The sequence below is a fragment of the Massilia sp. Root335 genome (genome assembly GCF_001425685.1).
Classification (GTDB): Bacteria; Pseudomonadota; Gammaproteobacteria; order Burkholderiales; family Burkholderiaceae_D; genus Telluria; species Telluria luteola.
The window spans coordinates 1-21741 of sequence record NZ_LMCY01000050.1; the positions used below are offsets into that span (position 1 = coordinate 1).

Genomic DNA, 21741 nt, shown 5'->3' on the forward strand with positions numbered 1-21741 from the left:
GAACGTGGCGCTGCGCCCCGTGCCGCCGATGGTCAACCCGAGCGTGCTGTCGGTGCCGGTGACCACGACGTTCTCGTCGAAGGTGACGGTGAAATTCAGCGTCTGGCCAGCGACGTACGTGCCGTTTGCCGGGACGCCGATATTGCCGCTTACCGACGGCGGCGTGGTATCGGCCGTATTATTGGTCACGCTGGTGGCGGAGAGCGATGCGGCATCGTTGCCTGCCGCGTCCTGGATCGCATTCGTGTCGTTGGCGCCGGTGGGGTCGCCATAGGCCACGGTCACCGCCTGGCTGTACAGGACAGCCGCGGACAGCGTGAGGGTGACGGTCTTGCCGGCGGCGTCCACGGACACCGCGCTGACCGGCACCGGCGTTCCGGCCGCCATCACCGTGAAGGCGCCGGGCAGCGGGCCGTGCGCGGCGTCGAGGGTGGTGGCTTCGGTGTAGCTCAGCACCAGGGTCGTTCCGTCCACTGACGCCGAGGCGAACACCGGCGGCGTGGTGTCGGGCGTGAGATTGGTCACGGTGGTCGCGGTGAGCGATGCCGCATCGTTGCCGAGCGCATCCTGGATCGCGGACGCATCATTGCCCGCGCTCGGATCCGTGTAGGCCACCGTCACCGCCTGGTTGTTGGCCACCGGGCCATGCAGCGTCAGCGTGACTGTCCTGGCGCTGGCGTTCACGACGGCGGTGTCGACGGTGACGGCATTGCCGCCCGCCGTGACCGCAAAACTGCCGGTGCCCGGCACGTTGGTGGCGTCGAGCGCGCTCGCGTCGGTGTAGGTCATCACCAGCGTGCTGCCGTTGACCGTCGCCGACGAGAAGACCGGGCCCGTCGTGTCCGCAGATACCGGAGTGGCGACGATATCGTCGATATCCAAGTTTGCATCACTGGCGAAGGAGAAGTCGATTTCGTCGATGTCGGCATAGGCGGAATCGAAGGACAACGAGCCGGCGCGGCCACCGCCATCGTCATGCACCATGGTGTACGCAATATCGCCGTACGTATTCGATGTGGACAGGTCGACCGATTGCGGCCCGGCGACTTGTACGCCATTCGAATAGGCCGTTATCGTCACGACCGACGACGCGGCGCCGCCGACTTGCCCGATGGCGAAGGACGATAACTGGAAGTTGCTGCCATCGGCCGAACCCATCGTGTACTGGGTAACCCCCAGGGAAAAGTTGTAGTTCAGGATGACCGCACGATCCCCGGTGGGACCATCTTCGTTGAGATAAACGGCAAACTCGCCGGGATCGGAGTTCGCGACGGCCATGTCGGTGGCAACGGCGGTGGTGAATTTCCAATTGCCGGCGAGCATTTCGTTCGGGCTTGTGTTGGTAATCAGGCCCATGGAATCGAAATTTTCGCTGCCGATGGCGAGCACGCCGGCGAACGCCTGCTGCCCGGCCGCGCCCAGCGCCACGGCGGCTTCGATCGGTCCGGTCTGCGTGTCCAGTACCCAGTCTCCATGCTGCAGCACACTGCCCGTCAAATTGGACGAAGCGGCTACGTCGGCGCCGGTGGCATGGGCCAGTGCATTGACGAAGGCCTTGCCGGCATCACCGGCAGCGACATCGCAGCCATAAACCATCAGGTCGCCGCCGGGCGCCATCGCCGCGCGCAGGACGGTCAGGTCGGCGGCGTAATCCCCCATATTGTCCAGCGACAGACGGGTGCTGCCCAATTGCAGGGCCCCCGATTCGCCGTGAGAAAAGATATGCACGGCCGCGACGTCATTGCGTCCTTCCAGGGCGGCGGCGATTTGCGCCAACCCATCGTGGGCACCGTCGATCAGACAGATGTCGACGCCCGGCCGGATGCCGTCCACGATGGCCCGATAGCCGGAAACGGAGGTGTCGATAAACGCAATGTCTCGTTGCGCGATTTGCGTTTGAGGAAACGGGATGGTATCAGCCGCCATGTGGAAGACCTCCAGATGTCGAATGGTGAGTACGAATGGCTTGTCTTGCGGCGACGTAGCCCACGAAGACACGCATCATCGTTGTTCGGAACTCGCCTGACAGTAATTGAACATCGCTGTTCAAATAATAAAGGCAAATTGCCGATTTTTGTGATTTAACAGGTGGACGAGCAAAGATATTTTGTATCGAAGTGTCGCCGTTTCATTCGCTGCCGTTCGCACCGCCCATGCCGAAGAGCGGCGCGCAGTAGCCGCCGGGCGGGCATACCGCTTATTCCGCGGACAGGGGAACCAGGCGGGCCGGCCGCGCACCGGCCGTCCAGCGTGCCCGCAACCGCATGAACGGCGTCTCCACGCAGCGGTACAGCACCCAGCCGCCGGCCACGCCCGCGGCCATGACGGCGACGACGGTCGCGGGCGCGCCCGCATCGACGTGCAGCCGCTCCAGCTGCGGCCGCAGGGCCATGAACACGGGCTTGTGCACGAGGTAGACGGCGTACGACCACAGCGCCAGCGCCGACGCGCCGGGAATGCGCACGCGGTTCAGCACGCAGTGCGGCGCGAGCGCCGCGCAGGTCAGCACGCCGAAGCTGATTGCGAGCAGCGAGTAGCCGAAGGTGGACGTGACGAGCGTCGTCGGCCAGTCGAGGTGGATGCAGGTCAGCACACCGACGCTCATGGCGAGACCGGCGGCGCACAGTGCGTTCGCGTGGCGCAGCAGCCGTGCGAACGCGCGCAGATGGAAGTTGCGCAGCAGGGCGATGGCGACGCCGGGCAGCAGTTCGTCGGCACGGCAGAAGCTCGAATAATAGACCTCGGCCATGAACGCATCGTGCCCGTGCAGCGCATACGCCGCGGCGCGCGTGGCCATGCCCGCCGCGATGGCGCCGATCACCAAGCCCCACGCGAGGCGCATGGGGAAGCCGATGCGGGCCAGCACCAGCACGACGAGGGGCAGCAGCAGGTAGAACTGCTCCTCGATGCACAGCGACCAGGAATGCGAGAACGTCTGGCCGTAGGCGAGCCCGAAGTTCTGCGTGAACGTGAGGAAGCGCCACGGCGCCGCCATGCCGGAGCCGCCGAGGGGAGGGCCCGGGAACATCCAGTACACGGCCAGCACGACGTAGTAATTGGGCAGCGTGCGCAGCAGGCGGCGCACGAAGAACGTCTTCAGCGACAAGGCTTCGCCGCGCGCGGCGGGCGCCAGCAGCTGGTTGCCGATCAAATAGCCGCTCAACACGAAGAACAGGTCGACGCCGGCCCAGCCGACCTTGCCGACGACGCCGAACGTGGCGCGCTGGCTCACGAAGCCCGAGTAGTGGGTCATGAGGACGAGCAGGATCGCGGCGGCGCGCAGCAGGTCGAGGCCGCGCAGGCGCGCGCTGGAAGTCGGTTCGGTCATGAGTTGTCGGGCAGGTCGAAGTACGGGCGGTGAACGGCCCGTCATTCTAGCTGTCGGCGGCGGGCGGCGGAACAGGCATGGCGTCGCGCAGCAATCCGGCGAGCAGGGCGCACGCGGCCTGCGCCTGCGCGGGCGGCACGTTGGTCACGCCCAGCAGCAGGCCGCCAGTCGCGGTGTGTGCCTGCGTGCGCCACCACGACAGCGCCGACGGCGCCAGGCCGGCCGCGCGCGCCCGTGCGGCCAGCGCGGCATCGTCCACGCCGTCCGGCAGCGGCAGCAGCACGGACAGGCCGGCCTCCGCATGGGACAGGCCCAGGCCGCGCAGGCCGGCGCACAGCGCGGCGCGCCGTTCGCCGTACACGCGCTTCATGTGGCGCAGGTGGCGCAGGTAGTGGCCGTCGCGCAGGAATTCCTCGATCGCGAACTGGATCGCGGGCGCCGGCGCCGCCGCGCAGGCATCGGCCACGTCGGCGACGGCCGGCGCCAGCGCGGGCGGGACGACGACAAAGGCGACGCGCAAGGCCGGGCTGATGGTCTTGCTGAAGGTCCCGACGTGCAGCACGCGGCCCAGGCGGTCGCGCGCCGCCAGCGCCGGCGTCGCGCGTCCCTGCAACTGCAGTTCGCCCAGGTAGTCGTCCTCGACGATCCAGGCGTCGTGCGCCGCGGCCCAGTCGAGCAGCGCGTGGCGCCGCGCCAGCGACAAGGTCATGCCGAGCGGCGCCTGCTGTCCCGGCGTGACGACGGCCAGCGCCGCATCGTGCGCCCGCGCCATGCCGGCCGCCACGTCGAGGCCTTCGGCATCGACCGGCACCGGCGCCGGCGTCACGCCGTATTGCAGCAGCACGTCGCGCGCCGAGGTGTAGCCCGGGTCCTCGACCCACGCGGTACGTCCTTCCAGCCGCAGCGCGCGCAGCGCCAGGCCGAGGGCCGCGGCATAGCCGTTCGCGACGAACACCTGGGACGGGTGGCAGGCGATGCCGCGCGCGATGCCGAGGTAGGCGGCGATGGCGGCGCGCAGCCCCGGTTCGCCGCGCGGGTCCGGATAGCCCAGCGGCTGCGCGGCCGCCGTGCGCGCCGCCCGCCCCATGATGCGCGACCACGTCTTAAACGGGAACACGTCCTGGCCGGGCACGCCGACCTGGAACGGGGCCGGTGCCGCGCGCCGTGCCGGCGGCGCGGCCGGACGCTCGACGGCGGGCGCGGTACGTGCGGCCACGGGCTGACGGGCCACGCGCGTGCCGGCCGCGCCGGCCGTGACGACGAGCTGCTGGTCGCGCAGGCTGTCGTAGGCGGCGCGCACCGTGCCGCGCGCCACGCCCAGCTGCACGGCCAGGTCGTGCCAGGACGGCAGGCGGGCGCCCGGCGCGAGGCGGCCGTCGTGGATGGCGGCGCCGATCGCGGCGGCGATCTGGCTCGTGACCGGCGTGCGCGCGCTGCGGTCGATGCGGATGGCAAGGTCGTGGTCCATGCGCGAATGGTACAGCGATCCATGCAATTCTTGCGTCTTTTGCCTGATCCAAGCGGTGATTACGATGAAAGCCTCATCTACCGTCACCCATGAAGGACCGTATGACCCTCTTACGCCTCATCGCCATTGTCGCCACGCTGCTGGCCTGCGGGGCCAATGCCGTCGCGGACGACGGCGCCGCCCGCGCCGCGCGCGCGGGACAACCCCTGATCGGCCAACCCGCGCCCGCCGCCGTCCTGCGCACGCTCGACGGCGGCACCATCGACCTCGCGGCCCGCTACGGCCGCAAGCCCGTCTACCTGAAGTTCTGGGCCACGTGGTGCGTGCCGTGCCGCGAACAGATGCCGGGCTTCGAACGCATCTACCGCCAGTACGGCAAGCGCATCGACGTCATCGCCGTCAACGTGGGCTTCAGCGAGGCCGAGGCGGACGTGCGCGCCTACCGCACCCGCCACGGTCTCACGATGCCGATCGCGCTCGACGACGGCAGCCTCGGACGCCGCCTGAACCTGCGCGTGACGCCGCAGCACGTGCTGATCGGCGCCGACGGCCGTATCGCCTGGGTCGGCCACCTCGATGACGCGGCCCTGCACGCCGCGCTGGACCAGGCCGCCGCCGCGCGGCCGGCCGCGGCGCACCCGGTCGCGCTGGCGCCGCAGGCGGCCGCGCCGCGCGTGTTCCGCGTCGGCGACAAGGTCGACGGCATAGCGCTGGCGACGCTCGACGGCACGCCGGCCGCCGTCGGCATGGCAGGCAAGCCCCGGGCGCTCGTGTTCTTTTCGCCGTGGTGCGAGACCTACCTGAGCGCGAGCCGCCCGGCCACCGCGCACGCCTGCCGCCGCGTGCGCGAGGATGCCACGCGCCTCGCGAAGAAAGGCGGGGTGGACTGGCTGGCCGTCGCCGCGCCGCTGTGGACGTCGCCCGCCGAGCTGGCCGACTACGGCCGCGCGCATCCCGGCACGCCGCCGCTCGCGCTCGACCGCGACGGCGCGGCGTTCGCCGCCTTCGGCATCCGCGCGATTCCCAGCGTCGTGCTGCTCGATGCGGACGGCCGCGTGGCGCGCGTGCTGGGACCCGACGAACGGGACCTCGGCCAAGCGCTGCGCGCCATCGCTAAACGGGGCGCGCCATGATGCGCATCCGGTCCTGGTGCGTGGGCATGGCGTTGCTCGCCGCGCTGGCGGTGCCCGCGTTTGCCGCGCCCGAATTCCTCGATCCCGCCGACGCCTTCCGCATCACGGCCGCGCTGGCCGACGACCACACGGTCCTCGTCGCCGCCAGCATCGCGCCCGGCCATGCGCTGTACCGCGAACGCTTCGCCTTCAGCGCCGTCGGCGCCACGCTCGGCGCGCCGCAGTTCCCGCCGGGGCTGCGCAAGTACGATCCGATCCAGCACCGCGACGTCGAGGTGTACCACGACCGCGTGGCGATCCGCGTGCCCGTGCGGGCGGCCGCTCCTTTCACGCTCACGGTCCGTTCGCAGGGCTGCGCGGACGCCGGCCTGTGCTACCTCCCGCAGGATGCGACGTTCACGCTGCGCGCCGCCTCCGCCGCGCCGCCGCAGCGGCTGGCCGCGCCAGACCGCATCGGCCGCGCGCTGGACGGCGCGCGCCTCGTCGTGATCGTCCCGCTGTTCCTCGCCCTCGGCCTGGGCCTGGCGTTCACGCCGTGCATGCTGCCGATGGTGCCGATCCTGTCGGCGCTCGTCGTCGGCGATGGCGGCCGCAGCGGCGGACCGCGTCGGCGCGGCCTGGCGCTGTCGGCGGCGTACGCGCTCGGCATGGCGTTGACGTACACGGCGCTGGGCGTGGCGGCCGGACTGGCCGGCGAATCCATCGCCGGGGCGCTGCAGACCCCGTGGGTGCTGGGCGCGTTCGGTGCCGTGCTGGCGCTGCTCGCGTTGTCGATGTTCGGGCTGTACGACCTGCAGCTGCCGCCGGCGCTGCAGGCATGGCTGGCCGGCGCCGCCAATCGTCATCCGGGCGGCCGGCTCGCGGGCACGTTCGCGGCCGGCGCCGTGTCCGCGCTGATCCTCGGCCCCTGCGTGGCGCCGCCGCTGGCCGGCGTGCTGGTGTGGATCGGCCGCACGCGCGACGCGCTGCTGGGCGGCGTCGCATTGTTCGCGCTGGCGGCCGGCATGAGCGTGCCGCTGCTCGTCTTCGGCACGTCGGCGGGGCGCCTGCTGCCGCGGGCCGGCGCGTGGATGGGCACCGTAAAAATCCTGTTCGGCGTCGTGCTGCTGGCGACGGGCTGGTGGATCGTGGCGCCGCTGCTGCCGGCGCGCGTCGCGGCGGTTGGCTGGGCCGTGCTGGGCATCGCTTATGGGCTTTACCTGCTGCGCGGCGGCCGCTGGGCGCGCCATGCGGCGCTGGTCCTCGCGCTGGCGGCGGCGTGGCCGTTGACGTCGGCGTTCAGGGCGCCGGGCGTGGACGGCCCGCGCTTCGCACCCGTCGCCACGACGGCCGCGCTGGACGCCGCGCTGGCGGGCGGCCAGCCGGTGCTGCTCGATTTTTATGCCGACTGGTGCATCGCCTGCCGCGAGATGGAAGCGCGGACATTCAACGTGCCCGCCGTGCAGGCGCGGCTCGCCGGCGTGCGCCTGCTGCGCGCCGACGTCACCGCAGCCGGTTCGGCCGGGCGTGCGCTGCTGAAGCGCTTCGGCCTGTTCGGGCCGCCGGCGGTGCTGCTGTTCGACGGCAGCGGACGCGAGATCGCCGATGCGCGCGTCATCGGCTTCCAGGACGCGCCGGCCTTCCTGCGCACGCTCGATCGGCTCGCCGCAACCGCACCACCAACGAGGACGACACCATGAAGAAATCCGACCTGGCCAGCCTGACGGCGCTGGCCGCGCTGTGGGGCGCATCGTACCTGTTCATGCGCATGTGCGCCGGCGAGTTCGGTGCCATGACGCTGGCCGGCGCCCGCGCCGCCATCGCCGCCGTGTTATTGCTGCCGCTGCTCGCCGGGGACGCGGGCGCGCTGCGCCGGCACTGGAAACCGCTGCTGCTCGTGGGCGTGACGAATTCCGCGCTGCCGTTCGTGCTGTTTGCGCTGGCGGCGCAGGGCATCAATGCCAGCCTGTCCGCGATCTTCAACGCGGCCACGCCGCTGTACGCCGCCGTCATCGGGCGCGTGTGGCTGGGCGAAGCCATCGGCCGCGTGCGCGCAGCCGGGCTCGCGCTCGGGTTTTGCGGCGTGCTGTGGCTCGTGGCGGAAGGCGCCAGCTTCAGGCCGGGGGCCAGCGCCGTCACGACGGGATGGGCCGTACTGGCCTGCGTGGCGGCCACGATGCTGTATGCGTTTTCCGCCCATTTCAGCAAGCGTTACCTGGCCGCCGTGCCGCCGCTGGCCGTCGCCGCCGGCAGCCAGCTGGCCGCCGCGCTCGTGCTGGCGCCGTCCGCGCTCGCCCTGCATCCGCATGCGCTGCCGTCGGCCCGGTCCTGGGTTGCGCTGCTGTGCCTGGGCGTGGGCTGCACGGCGCTCGCGTACGTGCTGTTCTTCCGCCTGATTGCCCGCGTGGGCGCGGCGAAGACGATGGCCGTGCCGTTCCTCGTGCCCGCGTTCGGCGTACTGTGGGGCGTGCTGTTCCTCGGCGAGACGTTTACGACAGCGATGGCCGCCGGCAGCGCCCTGATCGTGCTGGGAACGGCGCTCGCGACCGGCGTGATCAACCCTGCGCGGCAGCGAGCAGCGCATCCGCTTCCGCGGCCCGGCGCGCGGCCGGACGCGAACTGACGCGGTCGATGTAGGCCATGACCTCGGGCAGTTCGGGCACGAGCTTGAACATCGTGGCCCAGCCGAGGGCCGTGCCCCACAGGACGTCGGCCGCGGAAAAGCGCTCGCCCAGCAGCCAGGGGCCGGCGCGCAGCTGGGCCGTCAGCGTGGCCAGCATCGTGTCGTAGTCGCCGTAGGGGCACATCATCGGCGGCGTCGGCTCGCGTTTCATGGCCAGGTCGGTGATCGCCGGCTCGAACGACGAACCGTAGAACGCGAGCCAGCGCAGATAAGGCCCGCGCAGCGGATCGCCGGGTGCCGGCGCGAGACCGGCTTCCGGGAACAGGTCGGCGAGGTAGATGAAGATGGCCGGCTGCTCCGTGACGAGGGCGTCGCCGTGCCGGATGGCGGGCACCTTGCCCATCGGGTTGACGGCCAGGTAATCCGGCGCGCGCTGCTCGTTCTTCTTGAGGTTCAGCACGTGCAGCTCGTAGGGCGCGCCGAGTTCCTCGAGCAGGCATCGTGCGGCGCCGGAGCGGGAGTTCGGGGCGTGGAACAGGGTCAGGTTCATGGGATCCTCGTGATGGCGGTGAACCGACAGCATAGGCGGGCTTGCTGCGGCCGTCTTGGAAAAACGCGCGCTAGAATGACGCCATGAACACACCACCCACCGTCACGGACCGCGCCAAGGGCGTGGTCGCACCTGGGCTCGCCGGCAAGATGTTCCGCCTCGGGCGCTACCTGCCGCAGCCCGACCTGGCGCCTTTTCTCGACCATTACTGGGTCGTCGAATGGGACTTGCAGGGCCGGCCCGCGCACACGCAGCGCACCTTGCCTTATCCGTGCGTGCACGTCGTGTTCGACCGCGCCCGCACGGGCATCTGGGGACTGACGACGGGCTCCTTCGATTACGAGTTGAAAGGGGCGGGCAAGGTGTGCGGCCTGCGCTTCCGGCCCGGCGCCTTCCGCGCCTTCCTCGGCCGGCCGCTGCACACGATCACGGACCAGGTGCTGCCGCTGTCCGCCGTGTTCCCGTGGGACGAGGCGGCGGCGCAGGACGCCGTGCTGGACACGTCGGACGACGCCGCGATGATCGAGGCGGCGGGCGCGCTGCTGCGCCCCCATCTGCCCGCGCCCGACCCGCAGGTCGACCGGATCGCCGCCATCCTGCGCGCGGTGGAAGCGACGCCCGGGCTGACCCAGGTGGAGGCGCTGGCGGCAGCGGCGCACATGAGCGTGCGCAGCCTGCAGCAGCTGTTCAGCGAGTACGTGGGCGTGAGCCCGAAGTGGGTGATCCGGCGCTTCCGCCTGCACGAGGCGGCGGACCGCCTGGCGCAAGGCGCCGACGTCGACCTGGCCGCGCTCGCGCACGGTCTCGGTTATTTCGACCAGGCCCACTTCACGTCGGATTTCCGGCGGCTGGTGGGCAAGTCGCCGGGGCGGTATCGCGACGAAGCGCGCCAGGCGGCTGCCGGTTAATCGAGGTCGTCCTCGTCCGCCCCGCGCTCCAGCTGCGGAATCACTTTCACGAGCAGGATGCGCGGCCCGTTGGTCTTCTTGACGACGACGTCGAACCTCGGGAATTCGATGCGCTGGCCCTGCTTGGGGATGTCCCCCAGTTTGGCCATCAGGAGGCCGCCGACGGATTCGACTTCGTCCAGGCCCATCGCCTCGTTGTCGATGTCGATGCCGAGCACGCGTTCGAGCGACACGATGGGCAGGCTCGCCTTGCCGATGAAGGTGCCGTCGCCCTGCGGCAGCCAGTCGTTCTCGTTGAGGCGGAATTCGTCGCGGATCTCGCCGACGATGGCGCCCAGTAGGTTGTCGAGCGTGATGAAGCCGACCGGGCGCTTGCCCTTTTCGCCGATCAGCGCGAAGTGCGGGGCGCCGCCGCGGAACCGGCGGAACAGTTCGATCGCCGGCGTGCGCGCCGAGATCAGGTCGACGGGGCGCAGGTATTCCGTCAGGTCGTCGACGACCTTGCCGGACTGCTCGGCGAAGAACAGGTCCTTCAGGTGGATCACGCCCAGCACTTCCTCGCCGTCGTCGTCGAAATACGGGTAGCGCGAGAAGCGGTTGCGGCGCACCGTGTCGAGGTTCTGTTCGAGCGTGCGGCTGGCGTAGAGCGCGCTCACCTCGTTAATCGGCCGCATCAGGTCGGCCACCGTGTGCTGGGAAAACTCCAGCGACTGCGCGAGGATGTGGCGCTCGTCGTGCGTGAAGCGCTCGCCCGGCGTGCCCGTGTTGGTGCGCAGGATCAGCTTCAGTTCATCGTTCGAATAATGCGTCTCGTGGCTGCCCACGCCGGACAGGCCGGCGACGCGCAGCACGAGGTTGGCGCTTTCGTTGAGGAGCCAGATGGCCGGGTACATGGCCCAGTAAAAGCCGTACAGCGGCACGGCGCTCCACAGGCCCACCGCTTCCGGCACGCGGATCGCCAGCGATTTCGGCGCCAGTTCGCCCACGACGATGTGCAGGAACGAGATCACGCTGAACGCGACGGCGAACGACACGCCGTGGATGATCTTGGGACTCGTCACGCCGATCAGCGCGAACACGGGTTCGAGCAGGTTCGCGAAAGCGGGTTCGCCGACCCAGCCGAGGCCCAGCGACGCGAGCGTGATGCCCAGCTGGCAGGCGGAGAGATAGGCGTCCAGCTGGCTGTGCACTTTGAACAGGATGCGTCCGCGCAGGCCGCCCGTCTTGGCGATGGCGCGTACGCGTGTCTTGCGCAGGGTGACGATGCCGAATTCGGCCGCCACGAAGAAGCCGTTCAGCGCCACCAGCAGCAGCGCGAGAACGACGAGTAATACATTTTGCATAAACGGTATGTTCGATCCAAAGGCAAAAGTCGAGCTGCATTGTAACGGTCAGGTGCCCGCCACGGTCTTTTGTGACGCCGCGAGGATGGCCTCGACCGCCGGATGCATGATCTTGCGGTCGCTCGAGATCATGTAGAACTGTTCGCGCACGCTCGGCACCGATCCCACGCGCACGGCGCCGAACTGCTCGGCCACGTCGTCCGCCAGCGCGGCCGGCGCGAAGAACAGGCCCAGGCCGCGCCGGCCGAACGTGTTGAGCAGGGCGTTGTCCTCGAACTCACCGACCACGTCCGGCCGCACGTGGTGCTGCACGAACCATTCGTCGATCTTGCCGCGCAGGGCATTATTACGTGCCGGCAGCAGGAACGGCGCGCCGTTCAGATTCTGCGGGAACCCCGCGTCCGCGCCGCCGTAGCGCTGCGCGAGCGCGGGCGTGCCCACGACCACCATCTCGCTGTCGAACAGCTGGTGGCTGAACACCTTCAACGTCGCGCCGGCGCGCACTTCACGATCGGTCAGCACGACGTCCAGCTTGTGCAGCGCGAGGTCGGCCAGCAGCGCCTCGAACTGGTCTTCGTAGCAGACGATGCGCACCGGCCGGTCCATCCGCGTGACCGCTTCCAGCATGCGGTAGGCGGTCAGCTTCGGCAGCGAATCGGAGATGCCCACCGTGAGGCGGGTGCGGCCGCTGTCGAATTCGTTCAGCGCTTCCTGCATCTGCTCGCCCAGCAGGAAGATCTGGTCGGCATAACCCAGCGCCAGCCGGCCCGCCTCGGTCAGCACGAGGCGCCGCCCCTGCTGCGCGAACAGCGTCTTGCCCAGCGATTGTTCGAGCAGGGTCAATTGCGAGCTGACCGTCTGCACGGCGAGCCCCAGCCGCTCGGCGGCGCGCGTGATGCCCCCTTCGTTGGCCACGACCCAGAAGTAGTACAGGTGGCGGAAATTGATGTCGGTTTTCATTATCACGTGAATAACGCAGGTTTTTGCGAAGTAATTCTCAAGTTATCTTCGCTTTTTCGATTGGATCATCGCCTCTACACTGCGCATTGTCAACAACATACATCCCAGAGGGGAGAAGAAAATGAAGCATTTCCGAGTGTCATTCATCGTCACGGCCTTGTGCCTGCTGGGCTCGGCCTGGTGGGGCTATTCGCACGGCGGCGTGGCGGGCGCGGTGACCGCGATGGGTATCGCCGCGATCCTGGCGGTGATGGAAGTCTCGCTGTCGTTCGATAACGCGGTGGTCAACGCGTCCGTGCTGAAAACCTGGGACCCGTTCTGGAAAAAGCTGTTCCTGGGCGTGGGCATCATCATCGCCGTCTTCGGCATGCGCCTGCTGTTCCCGCTCGTGATCGTCGCGGTGGCGGCCGACCTGGGCCTGATGGACGTGTGGAACATGGCGTTGCAGGACCCGAAGCAGTACTCGATGCACCTGACGAACCACCACGCGGAAGTGGCGGCCTTCGGCGGCATGTTCCTGCTGCTGGTCTTCCTGAACTTCCTGTTCGATGACGAGAAGGAGCACCACTGGCTCGGCCACGTCGAAGAGAAGCTCGGATCGCTCGGCAAGGTGTCGTCGATTTCCGTGATGATCGCGATCGGCGCGCTGATGGCCAGCCTGTCGCTGGTGTCGGAAGCGCAGAAGATGGTCGTCCTGATGTCGGGCCTGTGGGGCATCCTGATCTACGTCGGCGTGGACGTGCTGTCGAACATGCTGGAGAAGTCGGAAGAGGGCGGCGGCGACGTCGGCGAGATGGTCAAGCGCGGCGGTATCGGCGGCTTCCTGTACCTGGAAGTGCTGGATGCGTCGTTCAGCTTCGACGGCGTAATCGGCGCCTTCGCGATCACCAACGACGTCGTGATCATCATGCTGGGCCTCGCGATCGGTGCGATGTTCGTGCGTTCGCTGACGGTGTATCTGGTGGAGAAGGGCACGCTCGACCAGTTCGTGTACCTGGAACACGGCGCCCACTACGCGATCGGCATCCTGGCGTTCATCATGCTGGCCAGTATGAAGTTCCACGTGCCGGAGCTGGTGACGGGTCTCGCGGGTGTCGCCTTCATCGGCGCCTCGGTGTGGTCGTCGATCCGGTATCGCAGGAAGCAGGAAGCGTTGGGACTGGATCGTAAAGAGCTGGTAACGGTGGAATGACGTAGGGTGGGCTCCCCGAGCCCACGCGGAAGCAGGCGGTACGCAAACGGCCGCGTGGGCGGAGGCCGCCCACCCTACCAAAAGAATGCGCGGCGAACGGCAGAACACCAGTTCCCCGCACGTAGCAACAGGGTGTTCAAACCAAACGAAGGAGAACCATCATGGCAATCAGTCTGCAAAAAGGCGGCAACGTCAACCTGTCGAAGGAAGCACCGGGCCTCGCGAACCTGAAACTGGGACTGGGCTGGGACGTGCGCAGCACCGACGGCGCGGCGTTCGACCTGGACGGCGTCGTGTTCCTGCTGAACCAGGCCGGCAAGGTGCGTTCGGATGCCGACTTCATCTTCTACAACAACCTGAAGTCGAGCGACGGATCGGTGGAGCACTCGGGCGACAACCGCACCGGCGCCGGCGACGGCGACGACGAGACCGTGTCCATCGATCTCACCAGGGTGCCGGCCGACGTCGACCGCGTCGTCCTCGCCGTGACGATCCACGACGGCGACGCCCGCCGCCAGAACTTCGGCCAGGTCGGCAAGGCGTTCATCCGTTGCGTGAACGGCGGGAACAACAGCGAGATCGCCCGCTACGACCTGTCCGAGGACGGTTCGACCGAATCGGCGATGATTTTCGGCGAGGTGTATCGTAACGGCGCGGACTGGAAGTTCCGCGCCGTGGGGCAGGGCTTCAACGGCGGCCTCGGCCCCCTCGCCAAGAACTACGGCGTGGCCGTTTGAACGAACCTGCATTGCCCGGGCAGCGATGCCGGGGCAATGCAGGCCCTCTTTGTTAAAGGAAGCCAGCAAAATGCCAGTGTTTACCGTGACCGGGGACGTCGATCCCTTCCTGCATGTGTCGCTCAAGCGGGGCGAAACCATCTACTGCGAGTCGGATGCGATGGTCATGATGGAATCGACGCTCGACCTCAAGGGCAAGATGAAGGGCGGCCTTGGCAGCGCGCTGATGCGCACGTTCGCCAACGGCGAGTCGTTCTTCCAGCAGCACATCGAAGCGGCCCGCGGCGACGGCGACTGCCTGCTGTCCCCCACGCTGCCGGGTGCGATGCAGGTGGTCGACTGCGGCCCGAACCAGTACATCATCAGCGACGGCGCGTTCGTCGCGGCCGCCTCCGGCGTGGACCTGCGCGTACGTACCCAGAGCCTGGGCAACGCGCTGTTCGCCCAGAGCGGCGGCTTTTTCGTGACCGAGACCTCGGGCAGCGGACAGGTCGTCGTGTCGGGCTTCGGTTCGATGAGCGTGCTGGAGGTGGAGCCGGGCAAGGACGCGATCATCGACAACTCGCACGTCGTCGCCTGGGACAGCACCCTGCACTACGAGATCTCGATCACGACCGGCACCAGCGGCGGCTTCCTGGGTAATCTCATCAACAGCCAGACCAGCGGCGAAGGCATCGTCCTGCGCTTCTCCGGTCGCGGCAAGATTTACGTCTGTTCGCGCAACCGCACCGCATTCAAAGCATGGATGCAGGCGCCGGGGCGCTGACGTTTTAAGAGGAGTAATGACATGGCAGTCAATTTGCAGAAGGGCCAGAAGATCTCGCTGGAGAAGGAAGCCGGCGGTGCCCTGTCCCGCGTGACGATGGGCCTCGGCTGGGACGTGGCGAAGAAGGGCGGCTTTTTCGGCTTCGGCGCGAAGAGCGAGGCGGTCGACCTCGATGCCTCCGTCGTGATGTTCGACGATGCGAACCGTCCGGTCGACGTGGTCTGGTTCCGCCAGCTCAAGAGCAAGGACGGCAGCATCACGCACACGGGCGACAACCGCACCGGTGCCGGCGAAGGCGACGACGAGCAGATCGTCGTCGACCTGCGCACGGTCCCGGCGGACGTGAAGTCGCTCGTCTTCACCGTCAACAGCTTCACGGGCCAGAATTTCTCGACGGTGCAGAACGCGTTCTGCCGCCTGTTCGACACGAACGGCGGCAAGGAGATCGCGCGCTACGACCTGTCCGTGCAGGGCACGCACACGGCCCAGATCATGGCCAAGCTGTACCGCCATAACGGCGAGTGGAAGATGCATGCGATCGGCGACAACGCCAGCGGCCGCACGTTCGACGATCTCATGCCGCTGATCGTGCCGCACCTGTAATCCTGTTTTTTGTCGTCCCCGCGGACCAGTCTCCGTCCGCGGATCCAACGTGGGCGGCTTGGCGCCCACGCCCTTTAACGGCTCCCTCGCGGAGCCGTCTTTTTTGATATTGACGGCGATCAGCCGCCGGTTGTGCCTGCACGCGTAGATTGGGCTTCCTGTCTCATCCATTCATGGAGGAACGATGAAGCGCTACCACATCACGCTTGGCGCCAGGACCACGGCGGGAGGCACCGTCATCACTGCTTCGAGCGCGTCCACGATCAACGGTGCTGCCAAGGCGCTGGAGGGGGATGCGGTCAGTTGTCCGCGTTGTCACAGCGAAGGGGTGATCGTCTGCGACGGTCCCCGCCTCCCCGATCACTGGAACGGCAGGCGGTTCGCCCTGCAGGACGATCTGTGCGTGTGCAAGTGCGTTCGCGCGCCTCGTCTGGTGGCGATCCAGACATTGAAGTGCCAGCATGTGCAGGGAGAGCCGGACAATCCGGCCGCGCGTAACGAGCCCGTCAATGGCGTCGTTGCGGGGAGGGAGGCGGCAGAGGAAAAAGCGCCCCTTCGGCTGTTCGATGACGTGACGGGACAGCCCCATCGCAAGCGGCCATACAAGCTTGTTCTGCGGGGTGGCGGTGCGATGGCAGGCACAACCGATGACGATGGTCTCACGCACCCTTTGACGGTTTCCGAGCGGGCGGCCGTCGTCGCATGGCATGTATCGGCACCGGCGTCGGCCTGAGCGAGGAGGCCGGCGTGCCCGATACTCCTTTTCTCCGTCAGGCCCAGGACCGGATCCCGATCGACCGGAACACGGTTCCTATCCCTGAATGCAAGGTCAGTCCCGCGCTGAAGGGAGGGAAGGTCATCAAGGTGATCGACGTCCCTGTCCTCGGTTGTTCGGGCGTGTGGTTGCGGTGTCAAAAGGAAGCCGAGCGATGGGTGTCGGATTGCGACGGGAGAGTCCTGGCCGATCACGCGTTGCTCAATCGCCGTATCAATGCGGCCTACGCGTATTTGTACCTTGCCGATCGACGCTTCCAATGGGCCGGCCTGGCCGCATTTGCGTCCAAACAGGTCGGATGCGGTCTGCTCCATGCGGCCGAGACGGTCAAGGTTGCCAATGCCCGCATCGGCGAGAAACCGGGCGAGGACAGCGGTGACTTCCTGGCCAAGAACATGTTCGACCTTGGTGTCGCGGTCGGTTCCGAATTCATGGAGAAGGAACTTGCGCTCGGCAATCTCACGCTGTTCCTCGACATATATCCTCTGCACAGGTTCTACATGCTGAGGGGCATGGACGGGTTACGGAAATGCTTACGTGAGCGGAAAAATATCAGGGATCTGGTGTTCTGGCCCGAGGAAGCAAAGAAGCGGCTGGCGTTCGGGCAGTTTTTCGAAGAAATCATGGCCGGCTTTAAGCAGATAGACGAGGGCGAGATCCGTCGGAGCGTTGTAACGTTAGCCAGGCATGAACAGCTCAACATCCTTCAAAAGGTCATTTACGATGATCCGTTCACACAGAAGGTATTGGACGCAAACCAGTTTGCTTGGGTTACAAAGCTTCCGACCGGCGATTATGCGGAGATCCAGCTGACGCTGTCGGCGCAGTGTTCGGCCAAGCCGGGCTGGACACAGTGGTTCAGCAGATCGATGGATGTGCATTTATGGAATCCCGACGACAGGATAAAGTTCGTCTACCGTGCGGCGGAGGAGTTCGATGGGCTCTTGAAGGGCCGCCAACGTACTGAGGTCGAGCGGTCCATCGCGGAAATTTACATGGGCGGAGGTGTGCAATGAAGCGCGGCCTTGCTGTTCTCGCGGCCGGAATCGCGGTCTCGTGCCTTGGAACATGGTGGTACGCCCGGCCACCGGCGCCAACGTATCTCGTCTTCCAGCTTGACCAGACTTTTGAAGAGGTGGTCAAGAATTCAACCTATACGGTGTGGGAAAGGTCCAACCGTCCGGCTGAATATCCAGGCACGTTGAAAGCCGGCGCCACTTGGGTGGATCATCCGTCGGTCATCTTCAAGTTGGACGATGCGGCCAACGGCTTCTCCCTGCCGCCCACGACGTTCGGTTCCATCTCGTACATGGATAATCGTGTCCTGACGATAGTGACAACCCCCATGCTCAAGGCGCTTCCTTACGACGATACGCTTGAGGTCCTGCAGGCGCTTCAGGATATGTTCAAGGCGAAGGGGTGGGTGCCGTGGGATGGCGATAACAGCCAGTGGTTCGACCTGTCACCACGGGGCCGGCAAAAGCTTCAGGATGAGCTTAGCAGCATGATCAGCCTGCGCGTGCCGAAGAAAAATCTCGAAATGTTTCTTAGCGTGTACTGTCATAAAAATTGCGACGACCGTCCCCATTCGCGCTGGCTGATCAATGTCGAGATCGGCAAGAAAGAACTGTACCACTGGAACGGGGAGTAGCAAAAAATTCTTGACCCCGCCCTTTTTTCGTCCTACTGTATTACTCAATTAATACAGTAGACGCCATGCCCACACACCCCGCCAGCCTGTTTTCGATCGCGACCGGTTCTCCGGAACCGATCTACCGCCAGCTCGTCGAGCAGGTACGCCGCCTGTCGGCCAGCGGCCAGCTCCGGCCCGGTGACGAGATGCCGTCCGTGCGCGAGATCGCGCAGGCGCTGGCGCTGAATCCGATGACCGTCTCGAAGGCGTACGGCCTGCTCGAGATGGACGGCGTGCTCGCGCGCCGGCGCGGGCTGGGCATGGTGGTGGCCGATTCCGCCGCGCCGGCCGGGAAGGCCGATATTCTCGGCCTCCTCCGCCCCACGCTCGAACGCGCCGCCGTCGAGGCGCGCCAGCTCGAGCTCGATCCCGACACCGTCCTGTCCCTGTTCGCAACCATTCTGAAGGAAAAAAAATGAGTGCCCCCATCGTTCGCATGTCTTCGGTCAGCAAGCATTTTGGCAGCCAGCGGGTGCTCGAAGGACTCGACTGGCAGATCGCGCCGGGCCAGGTGGTCGGCCTGCTGGGCCGCAACGGCGCCGGCAAGTCCACGCTGCTCGAATGCATGCTCGGGCTGCGCGAGGCCGACGGCGGCGAGGTCGCGCTGTTCGGCGAGCCCGTGGCCGCGCTGTCGGACGACGCGCGCGGACGCATCGGCTACGTCCCGCAGCGCACCGACCTGTTCGAGTGGCTCACGCCAGTGCAGATGTTCGACTATTTCAAGGCCATGTATCCGCGCTGGAACCAGGCCAAGGTCGAGGGCCTGCTGTCGCGCTGGGGCTTCGGGCCGCTGCTGCGCAACAAGCCGATCAAGCGGCTGTCCGGCGGCGAGCAGCAGAGACTCGCCATCATCCGCGCGCTGGCGCACGATCCCGAATTGCTGATCCTCGACGAACCCGTGTCCGCGCTCGACCCCGTCGGCCGGCGCGAATTCCTGCGCGAGCTGGTCGACCAGGTGATCGAGCGCGGCACGACGGTCGTGTTCTCCACGCACATCCTGTCCGACCTGGAACGCGTCGCGTTCGACCTCGCCTTCCTGAAGGACGGCCGCATCGCCCTGCAGGGACAGACGGATGCGCTGCTGGAAGGCGCGCGCCGCATCGTCGTCCCGGCCGCCGCGTTGCCGGGCGCGCCGCTGGAGGGGGAAGTGCGCCGGCGCCGCGACGGCGCGATGACGAGCGTGATCGTGCAGGCGCCGGGCGACGACGTCGCGCGTCTCGCGCGCGAGCCGGGCGTGCGCGTGGAGCCGTTGAGCCTGGAAGACCTGTATATGGAAATAATGAGCGAGGTGACGCAATGAATGCCGCGCTGCAGGACTATCGCATCATCTGGCGTGCGGCCGCGTCGCAGCGCGAGCCGGGCGCGGTGCGCACCCTGTACCTGACGTCGGGTGCCGTGGGTGCATGTGCCCTCATCCTGGCCGTGCTGGATGACCTGGGCGGCATGCAGATGCTGCACCTCTTCGTCGGCGCCGCCATGCTCGCGCTGGCGCTCGCCTGGACTTTCCTGTTCGTGCCCGGTTCCATCCGGATGAATTCGCCCATCAACGCCTGGCTGCTGCCGCGCCAGCGCCGCCGCCTCATGCAGATGACGACCGCGTACTGGCTGCTCGCCACCGCGTGCCTTGCCTTCGCCATGGGCGCGTGGTCGGCGCTGCCGCCCGTCGCCCTGGGTGTGCTCGGCCTGATGCTGCTGAGCGCCGGGAACAAGCACGTCGTGACCCTGCTCGTCGTGGGCGGCAACTGGCCCTGGCTGGCGCGCGTCGCGCTGCCGCCGGCGTGGGGCGACGTGGCGACCGGCGACGCCGCCATCGCGTTGCTGGGCGCTCTCGTCGTGCCGGCCGCCGTCTGGGGCCTGCGCTGGCTGTATCCCGCCGGCGGCGACAGATACCTGGAGCGCCGTGCCGACCAGATCAAACGCGTGAGCCGGCTCGATTTCTGCAACGAGGACAAGCAACCCGTGCCCGAGGGCATCGCCTGGCAGGGCAATCTGTCGTTCTACCGCATCGCGTTGCGCTGCGATGCGGGAACAGGCCGGCGCAGTGCCGATCCGGCCGCCATGCTGATGCATGCGCTGGGCCCGACGGCCCACTGGAGCGCCTGGATCGGCGCCATCGCCACCATCCTGCTCGTCGGTGGCGGTGCGCGCCTCGCGCTGGCGTGGACGCATGGCACGGACGTGCAGGCCCTCGTCGCCCAGATGGCGGCCGTCGGCCCGGGCCTGCTGGCGCTGACCGTCGCATTCAGTACGGCCCAGTACGGCCAGCAACTGCGGCGCACGCGCGGCGAGCAGGCCTTGCTGCGCTTGACGCCGCTGGCCGGCGACGCCGCGCTGCTGAACCGGCGGCTCGCCACGCGCATGCTGACGCAGGCTCTCGTCATCTGGGCCGTGCTGACCGCGGCCGTGCTGGGCGTGACGTTCATCATCGGCGTCGCGCCGGACGCGCTGCTGCGCCAGCTCGGCCTGTGCTGCCTGGCCGGCCAGGCGGCGATGATGGGCCTGCTGGGCGATTACGCGTCCGACCGCGGCGGCTGGAGCGTGATGCTGGGAGTGCGCGCCGGCGCCTACGCGCTCGTGCAGGCGCTCGTCGCCGTGGGCCTCGGCCGCCTCACCGGCACGACGGCCTGGCCGTGGCTGGTCGCGATCCCGCCGGCCGTCTGCTGGGTACAACTGCGGCACGACTGGCGCCGCATGCTGGGCCGCGCCGCCGGCGTTCCCGGCGGGGCGGATGGATTGATCAATGCCCGCGCTTCTGCACGAGCGCGGTGCCGGTGCCGTGCCGATGGCCTTCGCTGACGGCCGTCACGGTGCCGTCCGGATTGAACACGATGGCGTTGGCCGCGCCGATTTCTTCCGGCTTCGCTTCCCACTTGTGGCCGAATTTTTCCAGCGCCTCGGCCTGCGGCGTGCCGGGGAAGCCCGGCTCGACCGAGGTCTCCTTGTTGTTCCGTTGCGATAGCCGCGGCGCGTCGATGGCCTGGTCCATGGGCATGCCGAGGTCGACGTAGTTGACGATCGTCTGCAGCACCGTCGTGATGATCGTGGCGCCGCCCGGGCTGCCGATGGTGAACGCGGGCTTGCCGTCCTTGAAGGCGATCGTGGGCGCCATGCTGCTGCGCGGGCGCTTGCCGGCCTCCGGGATGTTCGGTGCCGGGCCGGTGAAGTCGAAGTCCGTCAGCTCGTTATTCAGCAGGAAGCCGTAGCCCGGCACGACGATGCCGCTGCCGCCCCACGATTCGATCGTGAACGTGTAGGCGACGACGTTGCCCCATTTGTCGGACACCGTCAGGTGCGTCGTGTGCGTGCCCTCGCGCATGATCATGTCCTGCTGCGGACGCAGCGGGAAGCTCTTGTCGTTCTCGTACAGGAAGGCGTCGCCGGCCGGGACGACGCCGGCCGCGCGGTCGGCCCGGATCAGCGAGCGGCGCTGCGCCGCGAACTGCTTCGACAGCATGCCTTCGATGGGCGCGTCGACGTATTCCGGATCGGCCACGTAGGCATTGCGGTCGGCGAAGGCGAGGCGGCTCGCTTCGAGGTACAGGTGCAGCGCGTTCGCGCGCGGCATGGATTTCAGGTCGAAGCCTTCGAGGATGTTCAGCGCCTCGGCCACCGTCACGCCGCCGCTGCTGGGCGGCGGCATGCCGTAGATATCGTAGCCGCGGTAGGTGGAGCGGATCGGCTGG

General features: G+C 67.6%; 21 protein-coding genes. 14 read left to right on the forward strand and 7 right to left on the reverse strand.

The window, feature by feature from the left end; all coding sequences use genetic code 11:
- The 3 genes from ASC93_RS25645 to ASC93_RS25655 form a co-directional block, all read right to left on the reverse strand.
- On the reverse strand, positions 1-1926 hold a 1926-nt coding region (locus ASC93_RS25645), incomplete at its 3' end, for a DUF4347 domain-containing protein (RefSeq protein ID WP_157202126.1).
- Between the two features lie 271 nt (positions 1927-2197).
- The gene (locus ASC93_RS25650) at positions 2198-3328 is read right to left on the reverse strand and encodes an acyltransferase (protein ID WP_056449522.1); all 1131 of its coding nucleotides are present in this window, start codon (positions 3326-3328) and stop codon (positions 2198-2200) included.
- Positions 3329-3374: 46 nt separating this feature from the next.
- Positions 3375-4796 (reverse strand): PLP-dependent aminotransferase family protein, encoded by a 1422-nt coding sequence (locus ASC93_RS25655; RefSeq protein WP_056449524.1) that lies wholly within the window; start codon positions 4794-4796, stop codon positions 3375-3377.
- A 101-nt stretch (positions 4797-4897) separates the two neighbouring features.
- Here ASC93_RS25655 and ASC93_RS25660 point away from each other — a divergent pair, with 101 nt between their 5' ends.
- From ASC93_RS25660 to ASC93_RS25670, 3 genes are read left to right on the forward strand one after another with little or no spacing between them, the layout of a single operon-like run.
- On the forward strand, positions 4898-5929 hold the full coding sequence (locus ASC93_RS25660; protein ID WP_082548345.1) for a TlpA disulfide reductase family protein: 1032 nt from the start codon (positions 4898-4900) through the stop codon (positions 5927-5929).
- On the forward strand, positions 5926-7608 hold the full coding sequence (gene dsbD, locus ASC93_RS25665) for a protein-disulfide reductase DsbD (protein WP_056449526.1): 1683 nt from the start codon (positions 5926-5928) through the stop codon (positions 7606-7608). The genes ASC93_RS25660 and dsbD overlap by 4 nt, the downstream gene beginning before the upstream one ends.
- On the forward strand, positions 7605-8531 hold the full coding sequence (locus ASC93_RS25670; protein ID WP_056449528.1) for a DMT family transporter: 927 nt from the start codon (positions 7605-7607) through the stop codon (positions 8529-8531). The genes dsbD and ASC93_RS25670 overlap by 4 nt, the downstream gene beginning before the upstream one ends.
- Here ASC93_RS25670 and ASC93_RS25675 read toward each other — a convergent pair.
- On the reverse strand, positions 8464-9081 hold the full coding sequence (locus ASC93_RS25675; protein WP_056449530.1) for a glutathione S-transferase family protein: 618 nt from the start codon (positions 9079-9081) through the stop codon (positions 8464-8466). The two genes, ASC93_RS25670 and ASC93_RS25675, sit on opposite strands and share 68 nt — an antisense overlap.
- A gap of 83 nt (positions 9082-9164) precedes the next feature.
- Between ASC93_RS25675 and ASC93_RS25680 the strand changes: the two genes are divergently transcribed.
- The gene (locus ASC93_RS25680) at positions 9165-9989 is read left to right on the forward strand and encodes a helix-turn-helix domain-containing protein (RefSeq protein ID WP_056449532.1); all 825 of its coding nucleotides are present in this window, start codon (positions 9165-9167) and stop codon (positions 9987-9989) included.
- Here ASC93_RS25680 and ASC93_RS25685 read toward each other — a convergent pair.
- Together ASC93_RS25685 and ASC93_RS25690 are read right to left on the reverse strand one after the other, a co-directional pair.
- Positions 9986-11332 carry a hemolysin family protein gene (locus ASC93_RS25685; protein WP_056449534.1) on the reverse strand — a complete coding sequence of 449 codons (1347 nt, stop codon included), beginning with the start codon at positions 11330-11332 and terminating at the stop codon, positions 9986-9988. The two genes, ASC93_RS25680 and ASC93_RS25685, sit on opposite strands and share 4 nt — an antisense overlap.
- A 48-nt stretch (positions 11333-11380) precedes the next feature.
- Positions 11381-12292 (reverse strand): LysR family transcriptional regulator, encoded by a 912-nt coding sequence (locus tag ASC93_RS25690; RefSeq protein ID WP_056449536.1) that lies wholly within the window; start codon positions 12290-12292, stop codon positions 11381-11383.
- Positions 12293-12413: 121 nt separating this feature from the next.
- Between ASC93_RS25690 and ASC93_RS25695 the strand changes: the two genes are divergently transcribed.
- The 10 genes from ASC93_RS25695 (at position 12414) to ASC93_RS25740 (ending at position 20854) form a co-directional block, all read left to right on the forward strand.
- Positions 12414-13484 (forward strand): DUF475 domain-containing protein, encoded by a 1071-nt coding sequence (locus ASC93_RS25695; RefSeq protein WP_056449539.1) that lies wholly within the window; start codon positions 12414-12416, stop codon positions 13482-13484.
- Between the two features lie 161 nt (positions 13485-13645).
- Positions 13646-14221 (forward strand): TerD family protein, encoded by a 576-nt coding sequence (locus tag ASC93_RS25700; protein WP_056449543.1) that lies wholly within the window; start codon positions 13646-13648, stop codon positions 14219-14221.
- 70 nt (positions 14222-14291) lie between these two features.
- Entirely contained in the window at positions 14292-14987 is a 696-nt protein-coding gene (locus ASC93_RS25705; RefSeq protein WP_056449545.1) for a TIGR00266 family protein, read from the forward strand.
- 21 nt (positions 14988-15008) lie between these two features.
- Entirely contained in the window at positions 15009-15590 is a 582-nt protein-coding gene (locus tag ASC93_RS25710; RefSeq protein ID WP_056449547.1) for a TerD family protein, read from the forward strand.
- 184 nt (positions 15591-15774) lie between these two features.
- Entirely contained in the window at positions 15775-16323 is a 549-nt protein-coding gene (locus tag ASC93_RS30220) for a PAAR domain-containing protein (RefSeq protein ID WP_082548346.1), read from the forward strand.
- Complete coding sequence (locus ASC93_RS25720; RefSeq protein WP_056449549.1) at positions 16293-17381, forward strand: hypothetical protein; 1089 nt, start codon at positions 16293-16295, stop codon at positions 17379-17381. The genes ASC93_RS30220 and ASC93_RS25720 overlap by 31 nt, the downstream gene beginning before the upstream one ends.
- The gene (locus ASC93_RS25725; protein WP_056449551.1) at positions 17378-18016 is read left to right on the forward strand and encodes a hypothetical protein; all 639 of its coding nucleotides are present in this window, start codon (positions 17378-17380) and stop codon (positions 18014-18016) included. The genes ASC93_RS25720 and ASC93_RS25725 overlap by 4 nt, the downstream gene beginning before the upstream one ends.
- A 65-nt stretch (positions 18017-18081) precedes the next feature.
- Positions 18082-18477 carry a GntR family transcriptional regulator gene (locus tag ASC93_RS25730; RefSeq protein WP_056449553.1) on the forward strand — a complete coding sequence of 132 codons (396 nt, stop codon included), beginning with the start codon at positions 18082-18084 and terminating at the stop codon, positions 18475-18477.
- A complete protein-coding gene (locus tag ASC93_RS25735) occupies positions 18474-19358 on the forward strand; it encodes an ABC transporter ATP-binding protein (RefSeq protein ID WP_056449555.1) in 885 nt (294 codons plus the stop codon). Before ASC93_RS25730 ends, ASC93_RS25735 begins: the two co-directional genes overlap by 4 nt.
- Positions 19355-20854 carry a hypothetical protein gene (locus tag ASC93_RS25740; RefSeq protein WP_056449558.1) on the forward strand — a complete coding sequence of 500 codons (1500 nt, stop codon included), beginning with the start codon at positions 19355-19357 and terminating at the stop codon, positions 20852-20854. The genes ASC93_RS25735 and ASC93_RS25740 overlap by 4 nt, the downstream gene beginning before the upstream one ends.
- Here the strand turns inward: ASC93_RS25740 and ASC93_RS32425 are convergent.
- A partial coding sequence (locus ASC93_RS32425) for a gamma-glutamyltransferase family protein (RefSeq protein ID WP_229412877.1) occupies positions 20796-21741 on the reverse strand: 946 nt, incomplete at its 5' end. The two genes, ASC93_RS25740 and ASC93_RS32425, sit on opposite strands and share 59 nt — an antisense overlap.